Genomic DNA, 22692 nt, shown 5'->3' with positions numbered 1-22692 from the left:
TATGTAGGTTTTGAAAACTAGGAGCTTGATTGCTCCTAGTTTTATGTTGGCAGCATGAAAATGTTGCTTGTCGGAAATGAGAATATTCTAGCCAAAACCGCCAGTAGCAGTGCGGATCGCTAGAGACAGGTTAAGGAAAAGAAACATGGCAACTCCACATATCAACGCAGAAATGGGTGCATTCGCAGACGTCGTTCTAATGCCGGGTGACCCGCTACGTGCTAAATACATTGCAGATACTTTCCTTGAAGATGTAGTTCAAGTATGTGACGTTCGTAATATGTTCGGTTACACCGGCACTTACAAAGGTCGTAAGATCTCAGTAATGGGTCACGGTATGGGTATTCCATCATGTTCAATCTACGTGACTGAGCTAATCAAAGACTTCGGTGTGAAGAAAGTGATTCGTGTAGGTAGCTGTGGCGCAGTGAACGAAGATATCAAAGTACGTGATGTTGTTATTGGCATGGGCGCTTGTACTGATTCTAAAGTTAACCGCATCCGCTTTAAAGGTCATGACTTTGCCGCTATTGCTGACTACAAAATGGTTCGCGCAGCAGAAGAAGCAGCGAAAGCTCGTGGTGTAGACGTAAAAGTAGGTAACCTGTTCTCAGCAGAACTGTTCTACACGCCAGATCCAGAAATGTTCGACGTAATGGACAAGTACGGTATCGTAGGTGTTGAAATGGAAGCGGCTGGTATCTACGGCGTTGCTGCTGAGTACGGCGCGAAAGCTCTGACTATCTGTACTGTTTCTGACCACATCAAAACTGGCGAGCAAACCACATCTGACGAACGTCAAACTACGTTCAACGACATGATGCTAATCGCACTTGATTCAGTATTGCTAGGTGATGAAGAGTAAGGGCGAACAGCCTTCTATTCTTTTGCTTATCAGCATAAAAAACAGCCCGCATCATGCGGGCTGTTTTATTTTGATAAATTGGTTTTTGAATTACTTGGTTAGCAATAGGTTTTCACCTTTTTTACGGCGGATCGGCTGTCTGCGTAAAATCATGATGAACAGCATGCCACATGCAAAGCTCATCAGTACCATCATGTACATGTAACGATCACTTTTACGGTAGTGATGATCAGAGATTGCCGTTACACGGCCGGTTTCAAAGGTCACTCGTACAAAGCCAATCACTGCGCCATCTGCCAGTACCGGTTCAACGAGCTGCTGACGTCCAATCGACGCTGTCGCAAGTGGCGTATCTAATCCAAGTACCTCTCGTACAGACAGCGCTTCTTTGCTGGATGCAAGACGCACACCTTGCGCGTCATAGATGGTCGCATCGAATACCAGACGGTCTTGTGCTAACTGATTCGTCAGTTTAAGCAGACGTTCTTGGTCTTTATTTATGATCATTTCACTGGCAGATAACGACGCCTGTGAAATCAAAACTTTGGTCAGGGTTTCAAGCTGCTGCGCTTGTATCTTCTCATTGCCCTTACTGATCACGACACTGTTTTTGATGGTGACAAATAGCATCACACACAGCAGTATCAGCGCCAGAATTCGTAGGGCATTCCTTACTGAGAATAAGGATTCACTCATGCTCTTTACTCGTCCATTCAAAACAAAACAAAGACTTGCCTTTTTAGCTTGTTGAGGTAACGTTTTAACAAAGTCACAAGGGATTATATACATGGACGCGTCAAAAAGCTTGCCTATCAGAAGGCATACGACTCTTTTAAAACGACTACCCGAAACTCGCTTTGCTACTCAGCTCGATAAAGCCAAGGCTAACTGGATTGTATTTGGTGAGCACCTTGAGCCTCGCAATTTTGAAGACATCGATTTTTTTACCGGCTTCTACAACCCAATTTTAGATACTTGGAAGGTAGGTCAGTATGAAGTGGCATTGATGGCGGGCAACCTTACGCCAGAGCATGAAACCATTCTGAAAAGCTTAAATCTGGATTACGCTTCTTTAAACGAAGTACCGGATCTTTCTGCGCCGGGTTTGGTTGTGTTTGATATGGATTCAACTGCGATTCAAATCGAGTGTATCGACGAGATTGCTAAACTTGCCGGTGTAGGCGAAGAAGTCGCCGAAGTCACCGAACGAGCCATGCAAGGTGAGCTGGACTTTGAACAAAGTTTACGTCAGCGCGTTGGTAAGCTGAAAGGGGCTGATGAAGCCATTCTTGAGCAGGTACGAAGCCAACTGCCATTCATGCCAGACTTCGAAGCGTTGATTACAACCTTCAATGCATTGGGGTGGAAGACTGCGATTGCCTCTGGTGGATTCACTTACTTCTCCGACTTTATTAAAGACAAAGTGGGATTGGATTTTGCGCAATCCAACCAACTAGAAATTGTTGATGGCAAATTGACGGGTGAAGTGCTTGGCGATGTTGTATCTGCCCAAACCAAAGCTGACATTTTGGTAGAGCTTGCAGAAGAGTACGAGATTGAGCAACACAATACCGTCGCAGTCGGTGACGGTGCAAATGATCTGGTGATGATGTCTGCTGCAGGGCTGGGTGTGGCTTATCACGCTAAACCTAAAGTTGAAGAGCAAGCGCAAACTGCCGTTCGATTCGCAGGTCTAGGTGGTGTGCTGTGTATTCTTTCTGGCGCTTTAGTTAAGCAGCAGAAAATCAGTTGGAAAGCGAAACCATAATCTGGGTTTTCACGACGAAACACGATAGAAAAACACCGCCAGTTTGGCGGTGTTTTGTTATTCAGTCAGTTCTAATCGCACGATCACTTCTTCAGTAATGTCTTCAAATTCGCTGTAGCCAACTAGTGCGGTCAGCTCTTTTTCTAGTTTACTGGCTTGATGAACCCCAAATTGGGTTAAATCACTCAAATCTTGGCGCAGCAAAGAAGTCATCGGATCAAAGATTGGCGCGGTAGAAATACGGGTTGCGTAAAACTCACCCATCATGCGGGCTTTCTTTATGAACTGAATACGTTCTTTGACACTGGTAAAATCTTGTTGCAGCTTCGACTCTAGCCCAGTGATTTTGCTACCAACTTTCGCCACGCTGATGTAAACATCTTGATGTCTCGCCTGAGCGCCATCAATACGTTTAATTGGTTCGGCGATCAGAGTGCTAGATCGTCCCTTAAATAATGGTTCGAGAGAGAACTGCTGATTGTGACCAAGGCGTGCATATAACTCGATGTGCTTCGCTAATGGGAAGTTGACACCAATAACGGGAGTTTTCACCGAAGAGGCTGCGCTTTTACTAATAAAGATTGGCGTACTCAAAATACGTGAGAGTAGGACACTGTGCAGCCTTTCCAACAATGCGTTACTTGGCAGCATCTCTTTTTGTGGGATGAGTTTGTCTTGGTTGTGCTCGATAATGCTATTGAAGAAAGCAATAACACGCATGGTTTTGCTGTCTTCATCTATGACCAGTTGCACGCTACGACCATCGGGACTCACCCGAATAATCCGATAAGGGACTTCTGAAAGAGGCAATTTCTTATCGTATAACTGTAGCTCTCGGAAGTTGATGCGTACTTCTTGCCCTGAACGTAATTCCGTCGGCTCATCCAAGCGTAAGCCCAAGCCTCGCTTAGAGATATCCATGGTAAAGCCTGCAGCTTTCGCACTTCCGGTATTAAGCACTAAAGGGGTTTTGAAGCGATAACGGGGCTCTTTTCGACGAGATTGGGCGTCAAAGTAAATACCTTTTGGATTGCCGATGATCTTACGTGGATGGCGAAAAGCATTAAGTGTATTCGCAGGCACGCGAGGTTTTTCAGTAAGCAAATAATCCTGTCCAGACTTCTCATCGGCAATTTCTTGCAAAATGCCTACGTGGGTCAGTTTTTGCGAACTTTCGGCTAACTCAGAAGAAAACGCAGCAAGGTCTTCTTTTTCTTGTTGAGACAGTTCAAAAATCGAAATGCGGAAAGCACGCCAACTGGCGCGTTTGGCTCCCAGGTGCCAGAACAATTGACGCTGCTCTCTGGTCGCTTCTGGGCGCAGCATTGAATAGAAGTACGTTTTGTTGTCATGCTCATGAGTAAAGGAATAGAGCACGTTGGTAGCCCCTTTGACCCCTGGCGCAATTAACGAAGCCATCCTTTTCGGATTGAACAACGAACCAAATACTTGCTGGTTACGCTCATCATGCCAGTATTGCCACATCTTTTGGTTATTTGGTGTCAGCATTGCGAGCTTGAGTTCGCTGCCTTCAAAAAACAGAGGGAGGTTGCTGGTGTGCTTCAGGGCTATATGTTCGTAACCACGCGTGCGAGCGCGAATGATTTTATCTTGGTTATCATGACGAGCACGTTTTGCAGCGCTGTTGAGAGCTTCATCAATCAAGCGAGCAACGATATTGGTCTCGGTCAAGCGAATGGTTCTTAGATAACGAACAGCATCGTTCTCGTAGCAATCATCCACTGCGAGCACACGATAAGTGATTGGCTTTTCAACGCCGGCAACCTGAGATTTGCTGGCAAACTCGGTAAAGGTAACTTGAATGACTTCGCCCAAGCTGTATTTGAATGCACTTGGGACTTTGAATTTTGCTCCAGAGCTAGAAAGGTCAATACTCAGACCGTGGATCACTTGGCTTTTTGAGCGAATGATTTCTACCTGAGACTGTACTTTTAAGCGCTTTTCTTGGCGCTTTAAGTCGTAACCAAGATGAACCGGTTCGGCAAGGAATGGACTTTTAGGGTCGGTCAGCGATTGTTCTTCATTCTTACCGTTGTTTTTACTCATTACACGAAAGTTGTTACGTGTATTGACCAAGGCTTCCCACATGCCTTCAGTGTAAGCACCGAATTTTTTTAAGTTTTTGTGGTAAGCGTTGAAAGCGACGTCATCCAACCAATGAGGGATGCCATCTAATAAGTATTCACGACATTCACCTTTCACTCGACCTCGCAAATCAATGCTTTTCTTGCAAGGTGCCATGACACGGTTGAGTTCCATCTTTACAAGAATTTTGGCCGATGGCGGTTCCCCCTCGGTCAATTGACCAAGGACGAAGTCAAAGTCATCAGAGCCATAAACTGGGATGAGTCGTTCTGCGAGCGAGAGAATTTCAGATTGCTGCATTATTTCTGTTAAAGTATGTCGTTATTCGAATTATATCGGCTAAGCAAAGCAAAACTTGAGTATATCAAGAGTTCATGTCCAATAAGGTCAGACATGGCAGTGCTTGGTCACATTTGTTGAAAAAACCGAGTGTTGAAAAAATCGAGGCATCATGGCGAAAGCAAAACGAGCGTATGTTTGTAATGATTGTGGCGCAGATTTCCCACGTTGGCAGGGGCAGTGTAATGCGTGTGGTGCATGGAACACGATTACTGAAGTTCGTATTGCTGCATCGCCAACGGTAGCGCGCAATGAACGCTTATCTGGTTATGCAGGCTCAGCGACGGAATCAAAAGTTCAGACGCTTTCCGAGATTGATCTGCAAGAAGTGCCGCGTTTCACCAGTGGGTTTAAAGAACTCGATCGTGTGCTTGGCGGTGGTGTGGTTCCTGGTGCGGCGATTTTGATTGGTGGTAACCCAGGGGCAGGTAAGTCAACGTTACTTCTACAAACCATGTGTTTGTTGTCGGCGCAAATGCCTACGCTGTATGTAACGGGTGAGGAATCACTTCAGCAAGTTGCGATGCGTGCTTCCCGTCTTGGTTTGCCAAAAGAGCATTTAAAGATGCTGTCAGAAACGAATGTCGATAAGATCTGCCAAATTGCAGAGAAAGAGCAACCACGCATTATGGTTATCGACTCGATACAGGTTATGCACGTTTCTGATGTTCAATCCTCACCGGGGAGTGTCGCTCAAGTACGTGAATCGGCAACCGCCTTGACGCGTTACGCAAAGCAAAACAATGTTGCTGTCTTTATTGTTGGTCACGTAACAAAAGATGGTACCCTTGCGGGACCTAAAGTACTTGAGCACATTATTGACTGCTCCGTCTTGCTAGATGGTGGGACTGATAGCCGTTTCCGTACGCTTCGTAGTCACAAAAACCGTTTTGGTGCAGTGAACGAGCTCGGTGTTTTTGCCATGACAGGGCAAGGGTTAAAAGAAGTGAACAACCCATCAGCGATCTTCCTTTCTCGTGGTGAAGAGGAGACGTCGGGTTCCTCCGTGATGGTTGTTTGGGAAGGTACGCGCCCTCTATTAGTAGAGATTCAAGCGCTAGTAGACTATTCACAACTGGCAAACCCACGTCGTGTCGCGGTTGGCTTAGAACAAAACCGTCTCTCTTTATTACTAGCGGTACTGCATAAGCATGGTGGTCTACAAATGGCAGACCAAGATGTATTTGTGAATGTCGTTGGTGGCGTCAAAGTCACAGAGACCAGTGCTGACCTTGCGTTAGTTATGGCGCTTTTATCGAGTTTCCGCGACCGTCCACTACCAAAAGATGTGGTGGTGTTTGGGGAAGTGGGCTTGGCGGGTGAGATTCGACCTGTACCAAGTGGGCAAGAGCGTTTGAATGAAGCGTTTAAGCACGGCTTTAAGAAAGCAATCGTTCCTGCAGCGAATATGCCCAAGGGCGGTATTCCTGGCATGCAAATCCACGGCGTGAAAAAACTATCGGAAGCTATCGAAGCATTTGATGAGTTGTAAACGCTATCTTGTGCCCCAATTCTAGGGGTAACAATAATGTTGAATCTGTCCTCATTATTGTCGAATTAAGCACACATATTGCGAAGTTTGACTATTATTTGAGGACGGAAAATCGACGTTAAAATTTTTTTTCTTCCATCCGCACGCAAGGGTATCAGTATTGACAGAATGTGATATACTCTGCGCGCACTTTATACCTTATTAACAGAGTAAGACAATGACTGATTTATCAAAATACAGAAACATTGGTATTTTTGCTCACGTAGACGCGGGTAAAACTACCTCTACAGAGCGTATCCTAAAGCTAACTGGTAAGATCCATAAGATCGGTGACACTCACGACGGTTCAACTACTACTGACTTCATGGAGCAGGAAGCTGAGCGTGGTATCACAATCCAGTCTGCAGCAACAACTTGTTTCTGGAACGATCACCGTCTAAACATCATCGATACTCCTGGACACGTTGACTTCACTATCGAAGTTTACCGTTCTCTAAAAGTACTTGACGGTGGTATCGGTGTATTCTGTGGTTCTGGTGGTGTTGAGCCTCAGTCAGAAACTAACTGGCGTTACGCTGACGAATCACACGTATCTCGTCTGATCTTCGTTAACAAACTAGACCGTATGGGCGCAGACTTCTACAAAGTTGTTGACCAAGTACAAAACGTTCTAGGTGCTACTCCACTAGTAATGACTCTACCTATCGGTATCGAAGAAGATTTCGTAGGTGTTGTTGACGTACTAAGCCAACAAGCTTACGTATGGGACGAGTCTGGCCAGCCAGAGAACTACGAAGTTCAAGACATCCCTGCTGATCTAGTTGAGAAAGCGGCTGAATACCGTGAAATGCTAATCGAAACTGCTCTAGAGCAAGACGAAGATCTAATGATGGCTTACCTAGAAGAAGGCGAAGAGCCATCTCTAGAAGACATCAAACGTTGTATCCGTAAAGGTACACGTGACCTAGCATTCTTCCCAACTTACTGTGGTTCAGCGTACAAGAACAAAGGTATCCAACTTATTCTTGACGCGGTAGTAGATTACCTACCATCACCAACAGAAGTTGATCCACAGCCTCTAACAGATTCAGAAACTGGTGAGCCAACTGGCGAAGTAGCAAAAGTATCTGCAGACGAGCCACTAAAAGCGCTTGCGTTCAAGATCATGGACGACCGCTTCGGTGCTCTAACGTTTATCCGCGTTTACTCAGGCCGCATGAAGAAGGGTGACACAATCCTTAACTCTGCAACTGGTAAAACTGAGCGTATCGGCCGTATGGTTGAGATGCACGCAGACGAGCGTAACGAAATCGATTCAGCTCAAGCTGGTGACATCATCGCTGTAGTTGGTATGAAGAACGTTCAAACTGGTCACACTCTATGTGATCCTAAGCACGAATGTACTCTAGAACCAATGATCTTCCCAGATCCAGTAATCTCTATCGCAGTTAAGCCTAAAGATAAAGGCGGCAGCGAGAAGATGGGTATCGCGATCGGTAAGATGGTTGCAGAAGACCCATCATTCCAAGTAGAGACTGATGAAGAATCTGGCGAAACTATCCTACGTGGTATGGGTGAACTTCACCTAGATATCAAAGTAGATATCCTAAAACGTACTTACGGCGTTGAGCTAGAAGTAGGTGCTCCTCAAGTTGCTTACCGTGAAACAATCACTCAAGCAATCGAAGACAGCTACACGCACAAGAAGCAGTCTGGTGGTTCTGGTCAGTTCGGTAAGATCGACTACCGTATCAAACCAGGCGAAACTGGTTCAGGCTTCACGTTCAAATCAACAGTTGTTGGTGGTAACGTACCTAAAGAATTCTGGCCTGCAGTAGAGAAAGGCTTCGCTAGCATGATGGAACACGGTGTTCTAGCTGGCTTCCCAACTCTAGACGTAGAAGTTGAACTATTCGACGGTGGCTTCCACGCAGTTGACTCTTCAGCTATCGCTTACGAAATCGCTGCTAAAGGCGCATTCCGTCAGTCTATGCCTAAAGCTGGCGCGCAACTTCTTGAGCCAATCATGAAAGTTGACGTGTTCACTCCAGAAGATCACGTTGGTGACGTAATCGGTGACCTTAACCGTCGTCGTGGTATGATCAAAGACCAACAAGCTGGTACTACTGGCGTACGTATCAAGGGTGATGTACCTCTATCAGAAATGTTCGGTTACATCGGTACTCTACGTACTATGACTTCTGGCCGTGGTCAGTTCTCTATGGAGTTCTCACACTACTCGCCATGTCCAAACAACGTTGCTGAGCAAGTAATTGCTGACGTTAAAGAGCGTAACGCTAAGAAGTAATTCTTAAGTTAACTCTGTAAGACATCAAAGCCCCGCCTAGTGCGGGGCTTTTTACTATCTAACATCTGTTTACTTGTCTATCTGAACGGAGCTGGTGTTGTCCAAAATTTATTGCTTACTTCATTCTTCTTTTAATTGAATCGTTTCAAAGTCTCGAACGGTACTGCGTTCAAATTCAGCAATCTCTTCTTTTATCCATTGACTAAATAACTGTGTTTTTTGACGCTTTAAATACCCTGTCGGCGCACAAAGGTAATAGGCATACTTAGGCTGAATGCCTATGTCACCGATTCTTACCAGTTTTCCTTCTTGGATGTATCGATAAGCCAAGCTGTGCTTGACCAACGCTACGCCTTGCAACGAAAGAGCACCTTCTAAAACCAAATGCGAGCCACTGTACTTGAGCGTTGGTTTTGCCGCTTTATGACCTAATGTGTTGAGCCACATGTTCCAGTCTAAGTCCGGCCATAAATCTTCGATCAACTCTGCTTTATTTAAATCTTGGACGCTGTAGATACCATGCTCTTTTTGGTAGATGGGATGGCAGGCAGGGTAGAAGACTTCATCCATCAGCCATTGTGATTCGAGATTCGGGTAGTCTCCATGACCATAACGAACACAGAGATCTATCTGGCTATCTTGAAATGAAACCAGTTCATTCGTTGGCTCCATGAGTAGCGAGATATCTGGATGTCGTTGTCGAAATGCAGCAATCCTTGGTACTAACCAATGATGAGCAAAAGAAGGCAGTGTTGAGATGGAGAGATGATTCGGGTTGGGATCTTGGTTAATTAATCGCACACCCTGTTGGAGGTGATTGAAACCTCGTTCGGCTTGGGCAAACAGCAAGTCGCCTTCTGCGGTGAGCAGTATCTTTCGATGTTGGCGCACAAACAAGTCGGTACCCAGAAACTCTTCCAATTGACGTATCTGTTGGCTAATCGCTGCTGGTGTGACAAATAAGTATTTGGCAGCCGCTTTAAAACTGCCTTCCTTTGCCGCGATGTAGAAATAATACAGCCCTTGTAGCGGAGGCATGCGTTCTTTCACATTAGTTTTCCTTAACTCAATGTCAGATTCTATCGTTTGAGAATAACAGGGTAGTCACTGATTATTAAGTGGTCAATGTGAATGAATCAAGGAGGGTATATGAACAATGCAACGCAAACCTGTGGTCACTTAGCATCGAAGCCACGCAAGGGTTTAGTTCAGTATATCTTTTCTAAATTAGCCGTATGGAGAAAAAACTACCGTACACGCCGTCATTTGTCTGAGTTACCTCCCCACCTTTTGGATGATATCGGCTACAACGAAACTGAAGTCCAAAAGGAAATTCAGAAACCATTTTGGCGTGATTGATCATCGTCCAAAATGAAAAACGCTCCCTTTATGGGAGCGTTTGAATTGTTGGTTCTCGGAGTGTGAGTAAGAGATTATAAATCTTCTTCCCATACAACCAGTTCGCCTTTTGGCCAGTTGTGTCCGATTTCATGATATTTTTGCTCAAGAACGTGGCGTTTGATCTTCAAGGTCGGTGTTAGAATGCCGTTTTCAATACTCCACGGGTCTTGGATCATCAATACCCCTTTGATTTGCTCGTGCGATTCAAGTTCTTGGTTCATGCGAGCGACAACCTTGCGTGTGGTGCGGGCGTAACGTTCTTTATCAAAGTTCGGGAAGTCATGTGGCACAACTAATAAAATGGGTGCTGGCAAGCCTAAGCCGATCAAACACATCATTTCGACGCGGCTATACTCAAACAGTTTCTTCTCGATAGGAACCGGAGCAACAAACTTACCTTTGGCAGTTTTGAAGGTGTCTTTTTTACGACCTTGAATGGTGAGGTAACCATCCGCATCTATTGAACCGATGTCACCAGTATGAAGCCATCCTTCTGAGTCAAACGACTCTTGTGTCGCGATGTCATTTTTGTAGTAGCCAGAGAACAGCCCTTTGCCGCGAACCATGATCTCATCATCGTCAGCGATCTTAAGTTCAATACCTGGTCCGGCATTGCCCACAGAGCCAATCTTATCGGCGCGGAATGGGTAGTTTAGTGTGCTGTAGGCGAAAGACTCTGTCATCCCCCAAGCTTCAGTGATGTTTAGACCAACACTGCGGTACCACTCAAGTAGTGCTGGTGACACTGGGGCAGAACCACAACCAAGGACGCGGGCTTGATCTAAGCCGAGACCATCCGCCAATTTCTTCTTAATCAGTGAATTAACGAATGGGATCTTCAGCAGAATATTGAGCTTTTTCTGAGGAAGTTTGTCTTGAATACGTTGCTGGAACAGTGTCCACAATCGCGGTACAGAGATGAAGAGTGTCGGGCGATGCATTTTGACATCTTCAATGAAAGTATCGAGTGACTCAGGGAAAGCCGTCGTTACGCCACCCATAATCGATGAACCGAAGATGTAAACTCGTTCTGTGATATGAGCGAGTGGTAAATAAGAGAACAATCGATCGTTTTCTTGGATGCCAATGTGATTGATCAGTTGTTGAACGGACCAACTGAACGCGCCGTATGTCAGCATTGCACCTTTCGGCAGCCCTGACGTACCTGAGGTGTACACGAGAGACATAAGCTTGTCATCATGGTGTTGTGGACGCTCTGCGCTTGGCTCTACGTCGGCAATAATCTCAGTAAACTGATATTGGCATTTCGGCGCAGTATCGTAAGGAAGTGCAATGCTAATTAAATCTGGCATTGAATCGATCACTTGTTGCGTTGCCGCTGGATCATCTAACTTACCGCCAATCAGTGCTTTACTTTCGCTGTGGGTAACACAGTACTCAATGGTGTCAGCGCCAGCTGTCGGGAAAATTGGCACACTCACGTAGTCGCCAAGCATCATGGCTAAATCGCAGATAAACCATTCGGCACAGTTCTTCGAAACCAATGCGACTTTTTCACCGGGTTGAACACCCAAGTTGCGCAGAGCGGTAACCAGTTTAAGCGCCTTATCGGCGACCTCGGCATAAGTAAATTCAACAAACTGTCGATTAATGATTTGTTTTAAGTAAACCTCATTTGGGCGTTCCTCTGCCCATTTAAGGATCATTTCATTTGGCGGCGGGAGAGCGCAACCAGCGGTCTGTTCTAGGTTAGGCTGATTCATTGTAGATGACTCCATGTCTTCTCTCGTTTGTATTTATAGTTGTTAAAACATTGTTAACTTTAGCATGTTAAATCATTATACGGGAATGCATTTTGATGAAATCTGTGGGAAAGGTTACGTTAGAGAAGGCAAAGTTGCCCAAGTCGTCATTCTTTAAAACTGTTGTCGATAGCTTGCGGGTGAAAGTCCGGTTTTCTTTTTGAAGATGCGAGAAAAATACGAGACGTCACGGTAGCCGCATTGATACGCAATATAGGCAATTTTCATTGAGTCTTCTTCTGTAAGCATTTTCTTGGCAAGAGAGATGCGCTTTTCCGTGATGTAATCGCGAAAACACATTCCAACTTTTCGGTGAAAGAGTTTAGAAAAGTAATTCGGGGAATAATGGCAAAGTGCTGCGGCTTCTTCCTCTCTTAGATCTTTGTGTACATTGTTCGCGATATAGTGGACAACATCGACAAAATTAGACTTACCGTTTTTAGTTAAAGCGCTCACCGACGAAAGAAATTGTTCATCGAAATTTTCAGGAGAAAAGTATTTGAGTTTGATTTGAGATATCCACTCGTACGTCGAGTCCATTTCTACGTGATGATATTCAGCCACAATATGCTCTGGTGGCAAATTGCTTTCCTGCTGACCTTGATGGATCACGATAAGCTTTTTATCAAGGTTCTTGCAAAGAGTAAGGAGGCTTTTCTGAGGTCTATGGTGTTCTGATGATTGGCAGTAAAAGAAATAAGTGAATGCTCTGTCACTCAATACCGAGACGTCATCACCACTCTTAATCAGGGTGAAGGTACTCTCTAATACTGAGCGAAAGGTGTTGGGCAGGGATTGAGGAGCGTCTCCAATCCAGTAGGCCTTTATAAGTTCTGTCATGTTGCTTCCATTTATTTTGAACTTTGCCGAAGGTCGATCGTAAAAGGCTTTAACTAACCTCGATCCGTGAGGCTAAAAACTAAACCTTTCGTTTATTAAGCTTAGGCTTATATAGATATCCTGCAAGTGTGAAAGGTGTCACATATTGATGTGGTGAGTGTCTCACATTTGCTACAGATGCATTTTGTTGCCCTCTCTAGCAAGAAAGTGCTAGTGCTTGGCAAGAAAGTCCTAACTCCCCAAATTTTCGATGACTAAGGTTTAGACATGATTTAGGCGCACATGTAAGCCGAGTCATCAACGAGCGAGAATCATTAAAAAGGGGATATCTTATGGAAAACTTTCGCAACCTAATCAAGGACTTCATGGAAGATGAAGAAGGTCTAACTCTACTTGAGTACATCCTAGGTGCTGCACTTATTGTGACTGCATTTTTGACATCAGGCTTCTGGACTACGCTGTCTGGTAAGTTCACATCAGTGGCATCTCAAATCAACAATTCGTAATGACGCTAGAGATTGTCATTTGGTCATTACTTTTTGCGATAGGCGTGTCTGATGCGCAAAAGCATCGGATACCAAACAAAGCCGTTTTATTGCTGTTAATCGTTGTTGCTGCAAGCGCATTACTCAGTCCTAGTACTAATGGTCTAGATCATTTCTATGGCGGGTTGGTTGCGTTTGCAGTCTGCTTTGTTCTTTATCTGTTTAAAGTAATGGCTGGAGGAGATGTTAAGTTACTCGCCGTATTAGGGGCTTGGATAGGGTTGAGTAATTTAGGGGACGCATCTATCGGAATCATTCTTGCTGGAGGAGTGGTGAGCTTATTTTACTTAGCTCTCCATGTTTCATCCTCCTACGTGAAGTTTTCAGATCAAGTGAAGGGATATTGCTTATACAAAGTGACTCCCGGATTGAAATCGGCACAACCGCTGGTTATTCCTTTCGCACCTGTAATCGTTATTGGATTAGCGTATTTCTCCTACACACATTAAAACAACAAAAATTACAAAGACTGGCGTTAGATATTCAGTTGACTAGGCAACGTACAGAGGGGAATTGTAATGGGGTCTGTGTATTGGGAAAAACTTGTGCCGCAAATAACGCCGCCGAAAGTCCCATCAAATATTGAAGGGCTTGGCATACCAGTTTCGGTTGTCGAAAATTTAGTGTTAAAACACTTGTCTGCATATCCTAAAATCGATTTAGTCGAGTTGACTCAACGGTTGGGAGTGGTCTCCACGATTGTAGATTTAGCGCTAGCACAACTGAGAAAGCGCAGTTGGGTTGAGGTCTATCAACCGACCAGTGACAAGCTCAGCAACACCTACACAAACGTTCGATACAGCCTGACAGAGCTTGGTCTGGCGGAAGCCGATATTGCGTTTAGAAAAGATGCCTATGTTGGTCCGATACCCGTTTCCTTGGAAGAATATTGGGAGGTGGTAGAAGGGCAAGATCTTCGCAAGCATCCCATTACTCGTGTCGATGTTGAGCGCGCACTTTCAGATGTTTTTGGCTCTGAGCGTCTAATCCCCATTCTAGGTCCTGCCATCAATTCAGGTCGAGCAATGTTGTTATATGGGCATGCTGGTACGGGCAAAAGTTTTGTCGCTGCGAGAGTTCTCAATGCAATGAGTACATCCGTGTTCATCCCTTATGCAGTTTATGCAGACGGCAACATCATTAAAGTCTTCTCTGAGCAACACCATCGCCGACTGGATAACTCTCATTCCAAAGTGTTTGTAAAGCTTGAAACCCATTACGACAAGCGTTGGGTTTTATGTGAGCGACCAAATATTCAAGTTGGTGGCGAGCTCACCATGGACATGCTGGAAGTTAACCATAGTGAGCATTATCGGGTCTGGAATGCCCCTCTGCAGATGATGGCTAACAACGGAATTCTCGTCATTGATGATTTAGGTCGCCAAGCGATGCCAGTTGACGCGTTGTTAAACCGTTGGATTGTTCCGATGGAATATTTATTCGACCACCTAGCACTTCCCAATGGTCAACAAGTCACTGTTCCTTTCATGCTGACATTAGCCTTCTCTTCTAACTTTGCACCGAGCCAGTTGGCCGATCCAGCCTTCTTGCGTCGACTCGGTTACAAAATAGAGTTTAAGCCTTTGAGCCCTGAAGACTACAAAGCTCTGTGGTTGTCTTTATCTGGCGACCTCAAGATGGCACTTGGTCCTGATTTTTTTGACACATTACATCAATTACACCGCGACAATCATGTTCCTTTCTTCCCTTGTTTACCGAAAGATTTGTTGGGAATCAGTCGCGATATTTTAGTGTTTGAAGATAAAAAGAAGCTTGTCTCTCCAGACACGTTAACCCGAGCTTGGGCGCTGTATTTTACAGTGGATGAATAGGGAGATTTAGTTATGAGTAAGACTCAAGTTGTCATGTTATTGCTGCTCTCCATTGTGTTTGGTCTTGCCGCTGTTTTGATTGCAAAACAATGGATTGATGGTCAAAACCAACCAACAGTAGAACTCGAAGAAGTCGAAAGACATCCGGTACTGGTGGCTGCGATGGAACTAGAGCCTGGCACTGTTTTAGAAGCAAAGCATCTAACCACCAAATTGATGGAAGTGGATTGGATTAAAGAAGAAACATTAAAAGTACCGGAGCAAGCGGTTGGTCGCATTGTTGCAAACACCATCTATTCAGGAGAAATGGTGAATCCAAATCGACTTGCTCAGCCGGGAGAAGGGGCGACGCTCGCTGCATTAATCCCAGAGAACAAACGTGCGATTACTATTCGAGTTAATGACGTTATTGGGGTTGCCGGCTTCCTTTTGCCTGGGAATAAAGTCGATATTCTCAATACCATCAGTTCTGGTAAAGGCAAAAACGCTTCCACCAAAACAGTCTTAAAAAACATCAAAGTTCTAGCCGTAGACCAAACCGCGAAAACCAATGATAACAAACCTGTAATCGTGCGTGCTGTGACGTTAGAAGTGACACCGAAAGAGGCGGAAAAGCTGCTATCCGAAAACAGCAAAGGCACGATTCAGCTTGCTTTACGCAACCCTCATGAAGTCGATAAACCACCCGTTGCACGAAAATACACACCGAGACCTAGTGTGACCATTATTAAGGGATCTCAGGCATCCAATGTCCGAGTCAGTAATTAGGTGATTTATGAAAAGAATAATATTACTCATTAGCCAGTTACTTTTTGTCAGCTTGTCTGTGAATGCAGCACCGGCGCAGTCAGGGAAAGTGGTGAGTGTTGCTCATCACCAGTCAACCCAGTTAATTATTTCTGGTAAGGCGAAAAAGGTGACATTAGGGGACCCTGAGGTATTAGACATTATTGTTTTGCGTTCCAACGAGCTATTTTTAGTCGGTAAAAAGCTTGGCACCACGAACGTTTCAGTTTGGGATAGCAGAGGACGTTTAATTGAGCAGTTTAATGTCGAAGTGACCCATGATCTCAACACGCTGAAATCGAAACTCTACCAATTCCTCCCAGACGAAAGTATTGAGGTCCACAGTGCGCAGGAAAAAGTGGTACTAAGGGGCTTAGTCAGCAATCAGCAAAATATGGATATCGCCGTCAAGATTGCAGAAACGTTTGCAGCAGGTGATGCCGCGGATGAAAAAGAAGATGAGGATGATACAAGAGATGACAGTATGGTGATCAATCTCTTGAGCATTGGTGGCGCACAGCAAGTGACGCTTGAAGTGACGGTAGCTGAAGTTCAACGCACACTGGTTCGTCGTTTTGACTCAAACTTTCATTTCTTTCAAAAGAGTGGCGACTTTACATGGGGAGCAACCACTGCTGGTGGCGGTATCGATAATATCGGTCCTATTTTGAACGTGCCAACAGTGGAAGATTTTGGTTTCCTTGGTTCATTCATCGATAGCAATACACTGTTTACGTTTGCATTAGACGTTGCCAGACAAAATGGTGTTGCAAAAGTCCTTGCCGAGCCAAGCCTTACTGCTTTGAGTGGAACACAAGCCGAATTTGTTGCTGGTGGTGAATTTCCTATCCCAGTACCAAATGAAGATGGCATCACGATTGACTACAAAGAATACGGTGTTCAACTCGATTTCGTGCCTTATATCCTTAGCGATAAGCGTATTAACTTGAAGATGAATGTCAACGTCAGTGAAATCTCCAACTCTGGTGTATTGACCTTCAACCCGAATGAAGTCAATGCGACTTTCTTTATCCCGCCAATTACTAAACGAAGCGCAGGTACAACAATTGAGCTTGCTGATGGGCAGACCATTGGTATTGCAGGCTTATTGAGTGAAAACGCGCGTAATGTTGCTGATGGTATCCCTGGAGCGAGTGATCTTCCTGTTCTAGGTCGACTGTTCAAGAGTGAAGAGTTTACATCCGGTGAAACCGAGCTTGTTATTTTAGTGACACCAAGGCTCGCGACCCCAATTGACCGCCGTCGAATTACCTTGCCGACGGATGGTTTTGTTAGCCCTAACGATGTGGAGTTTTATCTGTTAGGTAAAGGTGCCGAGTTGGATTTTGAACGATACCAACTCAATGAAATTAGAGAAGAAGAAACAAACAATCGTTTTGATCAATACGGTTCGTCAGAAGGTGGCTCTGAGGGCAAATTCGGGCACAGCCTATAAGTGGAGGATAAGATGAAAAACATAATGATAATGACCATTTGTTTTACTTCATTCGGCTTGTTTGGCTGTGCGAATGACCCTGAGCTTGGTATCTCTGTTAGTCAGCTACGTGCAGAACAAACACTGAATCCGGAAGCATGGTACGAGAATCTTGGGTATCTGCCAGAAGGGAGCGGACAACGTACGCAGACCAGTTTAGAGGTATATGACAACAACGGGGTAGCCAAAGATGATTAAGTGATTTTCTCACTTAGGAGGGGCTATGCGACGGAAAATGCAAAGGGCAACAAGGCGAACTCAAAAAGGGATTACCTTGGTGTTGATCAGCATGGTATTGCTGATTTTATTGGGCATGGCGGCGTTTGGTATTGACCTTAACCACCAAGTCTTAAACAAAACGCGTTTACAAAATGCGGTTGATGCTGCAGCACTAGCTGGTGCTGTTGTCGTTGATGATAACGGAAATGTTTCAGCGGCTGAGAATGCGGCTAGAGCAACATTAACGAGCATTTCAGCGTCTGAAGGAAATGCGGAATTAACCTTCACAGATAGTAATACTGCTGTGACGTTTTCGACAGATAGATCGACATTTGTGAGTGCTGCGAGTTTTACGCCTCCAATCTCAGGTGAGTATGACATTTATGTCCGAGTAGCAGTGACAGATATTGGTTTAACGCAGTATTTGAGTGATCTCTTCGGGATTAATAAAAACGTATCTGCAAGTGCTGTGGCGGGGCGTAGTGCTGCTATCACATATACTTGCAACATATCACCAATAGCTATGTGTGCTGATACGAGTTCACCAAATACAACTTGGGGTTATGTTCCGCAACCTGGTTATGATCCTACCGTGGATAGAATTCCTAGCACGCTTTACCAAATGAAACCTGCCGATCACAAGAGTGGAGGAATTGGTCCAGGTAATTTTCATCTATTGGACCTTGGTACATCGGGTAAAAATGCTGTTCGTGATGCATTTGCTGGTGCTACAAACAACTGCATTACCATAGGGAATAACATTGATACAGAAACGGGTAAAGGGACTGGACCTGTTGCACAAGGTATTAATACTAGGTTTGGTAAGTTTAATGGACCGACTCAAGAAGGTGGTACGGTTAAAAGCGATAAATACACTGAGGAACCGTCACCTAATCTTAATGAGAACACATTCCAAAACAGTAGTTTTTATTACGCTGATTATGTTGCCGCTCTAGCCAGTTGTGAGTCTGGTGGAGCTTGTAACAATTCACATTATGACGCTGATGGCTCCAGTGGTCGCAGGATTTTGAGAGTTCCGATTATCGATTGTGACTCTACTACTGGCGGTAAGCAATCAGTTACGGTGTTGGGGTTAGGATGCTTCTTTCTTCTTCAAGAAGTGAAGCAAAAAGGTAATGAATCCCAAATATTTGGTCAATTCTTAGAAGATTGCGTGATCAACAATGGCTCTACAGGAACTGACCCTACAGATAAAGGGCTGTACAAGATTCAGTTGTATAAAGACCCGTTCTCGGGAGCGTCATGATATGAAAAAGCTATTCAGCTCGTCACCAAAACACATCATGGCATCGCAAAGGGGGCTTGCGATCATCGAGTTTATTATTGCATTACCTATATTGCTTATTATGAGTGTTCTAATTATCGATGTATGCCGTGCATTTATCCAATACACAGAGGTAAATAAAGCGCTGCAAAATGGTGCAAGGTACGCACTGGTTGATACTTACGGCACGCTAGACTTTAGTGCGATAGCGGATGAGTCCAGTATCAAAAATGTGGTTGTATACGGAAAGCCTACAGGAGGAGGGACACCAGTAATTGATCATATTGGTGTAGGTGATATCACGATTACACAACCGACAGCAGCGACAAAACAAGTCACCGTTTCAGCTACATATGATTATGTGCCTATATTTTCGTCTTTGCCTTTTTCTGGTGAGTCTTTGCAGTTCAGCATCGGGGCATCTTCAAGTATGAGGACTGGACCATGATTCGAATGAAAAAGAAGCAGAAAGGAGTCACTCAAGTAGAGTTTTCCATTATTGCACTTGCTGTCATTTTGGTGCTGTTTTTGATTATGGAATTTGCCCTCTATTTCTTCTCTGTTCAGATGGTAAATGAGGTCACCAGAAGAGCGGCACGATTAGCGACGGTTTGTTACATTGCTGATCGAGATGATATCCCAAACTTGCCTGCAGTTTCGGACTTATATCCTTCTGGTTTTACAGCTGAAAATTTAGAGATAGCGTATCTTGATTCCAACGGCAGTAATGTCGACGTATCTGGTTTTTTGTCCAATCCACCGGCAGACAGTGCAACATTGAACTCTCAGTTTTCTCAGATTAAATACGTTAGAGCACGAGCGGTTAATTATACTTTTCAGTTTTTTGTTTTGGCTGCTTTAATTAATGCTGTAGGAACAACACCTGCTTTTGAGACAATATTACCAGCTGAAAGTTTGGGTGTTTTAAGACCAGAAGGCACTAGCGTAAAAGAGAATTGCTGATGGGGTGGGAATATGCTTAAGTCAATAAAGATGAACCAAGATAGTTATAAAAACTTAAAGACAAACTTGATAGTTTGGGTTGTATATTCTACGTCCAATTTCAAAGTGCATTTAACGAATGAGTTGTCCCAATGTGTCAATGTTAATATTGAATGGATTGAACTCAGTTTATTTAACCTTGATTTGGTTAAGAATAAGCAAATTCCAGATCTTATTTACATTGAAACTGGCGAAAGTTGGGCTCAGAAGGTCGCTCATGTTTATTCTAGCGATAGTAATTTGCAGCACAACCATACTGCATTGATCGTCTTTGGTGATGAATCGGACACCGCCTCTTTAAAGATGGCGCTGCGATTAGGGGCGACAGATTACTTCTCACGCACGGTTGATTTAGGTGAGCTTTACCCGCTGCTCAAATCCACTGCAGAAGAAAAAGTCTATAACAAGAAAATGGGTGACCTAACCTTATTTATCAATACCAAAGGCGGTTCAGGTGCAACAACACTAGCGCTCAATACAGCGATCGAGCTATCCAGTTATGCGAAGAGTAACGTGTTGCTGGTTGATCTCGATATGCAGTTCAGTGACGCCGCTGATTACCTAAACTGCAAGCCAAAATATAATATCAATGATGTTATCGATTCCGTTAATGACTTGGACGAACTCTCATTAGAGGGGCTCGTCCATAAGCACCCTTCAGGGTTAAATTATTTATGCTTTGAGCAGGGTAATTTGCAGAATAATCATAGATATGCCAGTGATGTGAGTAAATTACTACCGATTCTTAGACAGTTCTATTCACATATTATTGTTGATATGTCTCATGGTGTTGAGCATGTTTTTCAACAGATTGTCTCTCCGGCGACCCATATATTCTTGGTCATGCAACAGAACGTCACGTCGGTAAAACACGCAGTAAATTACATTAGAACCTTAGAACTGGACTATGGTTTAAATAATCATCAGGTCGAACTTATCGTTAATCGATTCGAAAAAAAATCGACCATTTCATTGAAAGATATTGAAAATGCTGTTGGTGGGCACTCAATACACTTAGTTCCAAATAATTTCGCTATCGCGATTGAGAGTGCAAATTTAGGTAACCCAATTGTTCAATCTAAGAAAAACAGTGCGATAAAAGCATCGTTAGCTGAAATCTCACATTTATTGGAAAGCCCAACCAAGGAAAATCAAAGTTGGATTAAGAAATTATTTTCTTAATAAGGGGGAGTCATGTTTTTCAAAAGAAAAAGCGTCGGAAGTGCGTTTGGTCAGGTCGATGCCGAAAAAGAGTCACAAACAAAAGATAAAGACGTTGAACGTGTCGAAAGTGAAGAATCGAGCGCAGAGAAAGCATCGATGTCTCCGGTTGAAGCTAAGCTAAAAGCGATTGAAGAGCAGAAAAAACTGCTGGAACAAGATCTTGCCATCAAACATTACTATCATAAAAAGTTACTCGATACTTTGGATCTAGGTCTACTTTCCCACCTGCAAGAAGACCGAGCAAAAGAAGAGCTTAGGGAAGCCGTAGTTCAATTAATTGCGGAAGACCAAACTCACCCCCTAAGCTCGGAAGCGCGTAACCGCGTGATTCACCAAATTGAGGATGAAGTATTTGGTCTTGGTCCACTTGAGCCGCTTTTAGATGACCCAACCATTTCCGATATTTTAGTCAATGGTCCGAAAAACATTTATGTTGAACGCTTCGGTAAGCTGGAGAAAACGCCGCACACCTTTTTAGATGAGCGCCACCTGCGCAATATTATTGACCGTATTGTAAGTCAAGTAGGTCGACGTATTGATGAAGCGTCACCTATGGTGGATGCACGCTTGAAGGATGGCTCTCGTTTCAATGCCATCATCCCTCCTTTAGCTATTGATGGACCTTCCGTTTCTATTCGTCGTTTTGCCGTAGAAAGGCTCAATATGGATAACTTGCTTGAACTGAACTCGCTATCGCCAGAAATGGGTAAGTTTCTCAATGCCGCTGTTGTTGGGGAAATGAACATCTTGATCTCTGGCGGTACAGGTTCAGGTAAGACGACGACATTGAACATTCTTTCTGGGTTTATCCCAAGTGATCAGCGTATCGTGACGATTGAGGATTCAGCGGAGCTTCAATTGCAACAACCACATATCATTCGCCTTGAGACGCGCCCTTCGAATATCGAAGGAAAAGGGGAAATCTCTCAGCGTGATCTCGTTAAAAACTCACTGCGTATGCGCCCTGATCGTATCGTTATTGGTGAGGTTCGTGGTGCTGAGGCGGTGGATATGCTTTCGGCGATGAATACGGGTCACGATGGTTCTCTTGCGACGATCCACGCTAACACCCCTCGTGATGCATTGAGTCGAATTGAAAACATGTTTTCCATGGCAGGGTGGAACGTATCAACGAAAAACTTAAGAGCGCAGATAGCTTCAGCAATCAACATCGTTGTCCAGATGGAACGACAAGAAGATGGTAAGCGCCGTATGGTCAGTTTGCAGGAAATTAATGGTATGGAAGGAGAAGTGATCACCATGTCAGAAATCTTCACCTTCCGTCGAAAAGGGGTAGACAAAGAAGGCAACGTTCTTGGGGACTATGAAGCCACAGGGATTGTCCCTAGCTGTCACGATCATCTTGTTAAACGAGGCTTAGACGTACCATTCGAAATCTTTAACGAAAAAGCCCGTTAGGAG

21 protein-coding genes are annotated in these 22692 nt (G+C 44.3%); 16 read left to right on the top strand and 5 right to left on the bottom strand.

From position 1 onward, the window contains the following. Window positions 1-145: 145 nt before the first annotated feature. Window positions 146-865 (top strand): purine-nucleoside phosphorylase, encoded by a 720-nt coding sequence (deoD, locus tag MHO32_RS03930; protein ID WP_239210690.1) that lies wholly within the window; start codon window positions 146-148, stop codon window positions 863-865. A gap of 90 nt (window positions 866-955) precedes the next feature. Here the strand turns inward: deoD and MHO32_RS03925 are convergent, their stop codons facing one another. Next, complete coding sequence (locus MHO32_RS03925) at window positions 956-1561, bottom strand: YtjB family periplasmic protein (protein WP_009698713.1); 606 nt, start codon at window positions 1559-1561, stop codon at window positions 956-958. A 91-nt stretch (window positions 1562-1652) separates the two neighbouring features. Here MHO32_RS03925 and serB point away from each other — a divergent pair, with 91 nt between their 5' ends. Next, complete coding sequence (serB, locus tag MHO32_RS03920) at window positions 1653-2633, top strand: phosphoserine phosphatase (protein ID WP_005449114.1); 981 nt, start codon at window positions 1653-1655, stop codon at window positions 2631-2633. A gap of 57 nt (window positions 2634-2690) precedes the next feature. Here the strand turns inward: serB and MHO32_RS03915 are convergent, their stop codons facing one another. After that, complete coding sequence (locus MHO32_RS03915; protein ID WP_239210688.1) at window positions 2691-5039, bottom strand: PilZ domain-containing protein; 2349 nt, start codon at window positions 5037-5039, stop codon at window positions 2691-2693. 151 nt (window positions 5040-5190) lie between these two features. Here MHO32_RS03915 and radA point away from each other — a divergent pair, with 151 nt between their 5' ends. Together radA and fusA are read left to right on the top strand one after the other, a co-directional pair. Beyond that, entirely contained in the window at window positions 5191-6570 is a 1380-nt protein-coding gene (radA, locus tag MHO32_RS03910) for a DNA repair protein RadA (protein WP_005439523.1), read from the top strand. A 217-nt stretch (window positions 6571-6787) separates the two neighbouring features. Next, entirely contained in the window at window positions 6788-8878 is a 2091-nt protein-coding gene (gene fusA / locus MHO32_RS03905; RefSeq protein ID WP_005449112.1) for an elongation factor G, read from the top strand. A gap of 120 nt (window positions 8879-8998) precedes the next feature. On the opposite strand, the gene MHO32_RS03900 is transcribed toward fusA, so the two are convergent. Then, window positions 8999-9928 carry a LysR substrate-binding domain-containing protein gene (locus tag MHO32_RS03900; protein ID WP_017189169.1) on the bottom strand — a complete coding sequence of 310 codons (930 nt, stop codon included), beginning with the start codon at window positions 9926-9928 and terminating at the stop codon, window positions 8999-9001. Window positions 9929-10027: 99 nt separating this feature from the next. On the opposite strand from MHO32_RS03900, the gene MHO32_RS03895 reads away from it, so the two are divergent. Continuing rightward, window positions 10028-10237, top strand: coding sequence for a DUF1127 domain-containing protein (locus MHO32_RS03895; protein ID WP_239210686.1), 210 nt, complete (start codon window positions 10028-10030; stop codon window positions 10235-10237). Window positions 10238-10311: 74 nt separating this feature from the next. On the opposite strand, the gene MHO32_RS03890 is transcribed toward MHO32_RS03895, so the two are convergent. After that, window positions 10312-12003, bottom strand: a complete 1692-nt coding sequence (locus tag MHO32_RS03890) for an AMP-binding protein (protein ID WP_005449101.1) — start codon at window positions 12001-12003, stop codon at window positions 10312-10314. A 153-nt stretch (window positions 12004-12156) separates the two neighbouring features. Then, the gene (locus MHO32_RS03885) at window positions 12157-12882 is read right to left on the bottom strand and encodes a helix-turn-helix domain-containing protein (RefSeq protein WP_239210685.1); all 726 of its coding nucleotides are present in this window, start codon (window positions 12880-12882) and stop codon (window positions 12157-12159) included. A gap of 332 nt (window positions 12883-13214) precedes the next feature. Here MHO32_RS03885 and MHO32_RS03880 point away from each other — a divergent pair, with 332 nt between their 5' ends. From MHO32_RS03880 to MHO32_RS03830, 11 genes are all read left to right on the top strand, one after another. Continuing rightward, on the top strand, window positions 13215-13388 hold the full coding sequence (locus tag MHO32_RS03880; protein ID WP_005449099.1) for a Flp family type IVb pilin: 174 nt from the start codon (window positions 13215-13217) through the stop codon (window positions 13386-13388). After that, entirely contained in the window at window positions 13388-13876 is a 489-nt protein-coding gene (locus MHO32_RS03875) for an A24 family peptidase (protein ID WP_009698707.1), read from the top strand. Before MHO32_RS03880 ends, MHO32_RS03875 begins: the two co-directional genes overlap by 1 nt. Window positions 13877-13945: 69 nt before the next feature. Then, window positions 13946-15259 (top strand): AAA family ATPase, encoded by a 1314-nt coding sequence (locus MHO32_RS03870; RefSeq protein WP_239210684.1) that lies wholly within the window; start codon window positions 13946-13948, stop codon window positions 15257-15259. Window positions 15260-15271: 12 nt separating this feature from the next. Further along, window positions 15272-16027, top strand: a complete 756-nt coding sequence (gene cpaB / locus MHO32_RS03865) for a Flp pilus assembly protein CpaB (protein ID WP_005449090.1) — start codon at window positions 15272-15274, stop codon at window positions 16025-16027. A gap of 7 nt (window positions 16028-16034) precedes the next feature. Next, window positions 16035-17501: a type II and III secretion system protein family protein gene (locus tag MHO32_RS03860; protein ID WP_239210683.1), complete on the top strand. Its 1467-nt coding sequence runs from the start codon at window positions 16035-16037 to the stop codon at window positions 17499-17501. Between the two features lie 12 nt (window positions 17502-17513). Further along, a complete protein-coding gene (locus MHO32_RS03855) occupies window positions 17514-17738 on the top strand; it encodes a hypothetical protein (RefSeq protein ID WP_009707503.1) in 225 nt (74 codons plus the stop codon). 25 nt (window positions 17739-17763) lie between these two features. Continuing rightward, window positions 17764-19026: a TadE/TadG family type IV pilus assembly protein gene (locus tag MHO32_RS03850; protein WP_239210682.1), complete on the top strand. Its 1263-nt coding sequence runs from the start codon at window positions 17764-17766 to the stop codon at window positions 19024-19026. Between the two features lies 1 nt (window position 19027). Continuing rightward, window positions 19028-19492 carry a TadE/TadG family type IV pilus assembly protein gene (locus MHO32_RS03845; RefSeq protein WP_053052961.1) on the top strand — a complete coding sequence of 155 codons (465 nt, stop codon included), beginning with the start codon at window positions 19028-19030 and terminating at the stop codon, window positions 19490-19492. Beyond that, window positions 19489-20007, top strand: a complete 519-nt coding sequence (locus tag MHO32_RS03840) for a TadE/TadG family type IV pilus assembly protein (protein WP_017817711.1) — start codon at window positions 19489-19491, stop codon at window positions 20005-20007. The genes MHO32_RS03845 and MHO32_RS03840 overlap by 4 nt, the downstream gene beginning before the upstream one ends. Window positions 20008-20019: 12 nt before the next feature. Further along, on the top strand, window positions 20020-21228 hold the full coding sequence (locus MHO32_RS03835; RefSeq protein ID WP_045488808.1) for an AAA family ATPase: 1209 nt from the start codon (window positions 20020-20022) through the stop codon (window positions 21226-21228). A gap of 12 nt (window positions 21229-21240) precedes the next feature. Next, window positions 21241-22689 (top strand): CpaF family protein, encoded by a 1449-nt coding sequence (locus tag MHO32_RS03830; protein WP_005449081.1) that lies wholly within the window; start codon window positions 21241-21243, stop codon window positions 22687-22689. The last annotated feature ends 3 nt before the right edge of the window (window positions 22690-22692 follow it).

The organism is Vibrio sp. MMH1-50 (genome assembly GCF_022347645.1).
GTDB lineage: Bacteria > Pseudomonadota > Gammaproteobacteria > Enterobacterales > Vibrionaceae > Vibrio > Vibrio harveyi.
The sequence above is the reverse complement of the archived record's forward strand: the minus strand, read 5'-3'. Positions and strand labels throughout refer to the sequence as shown.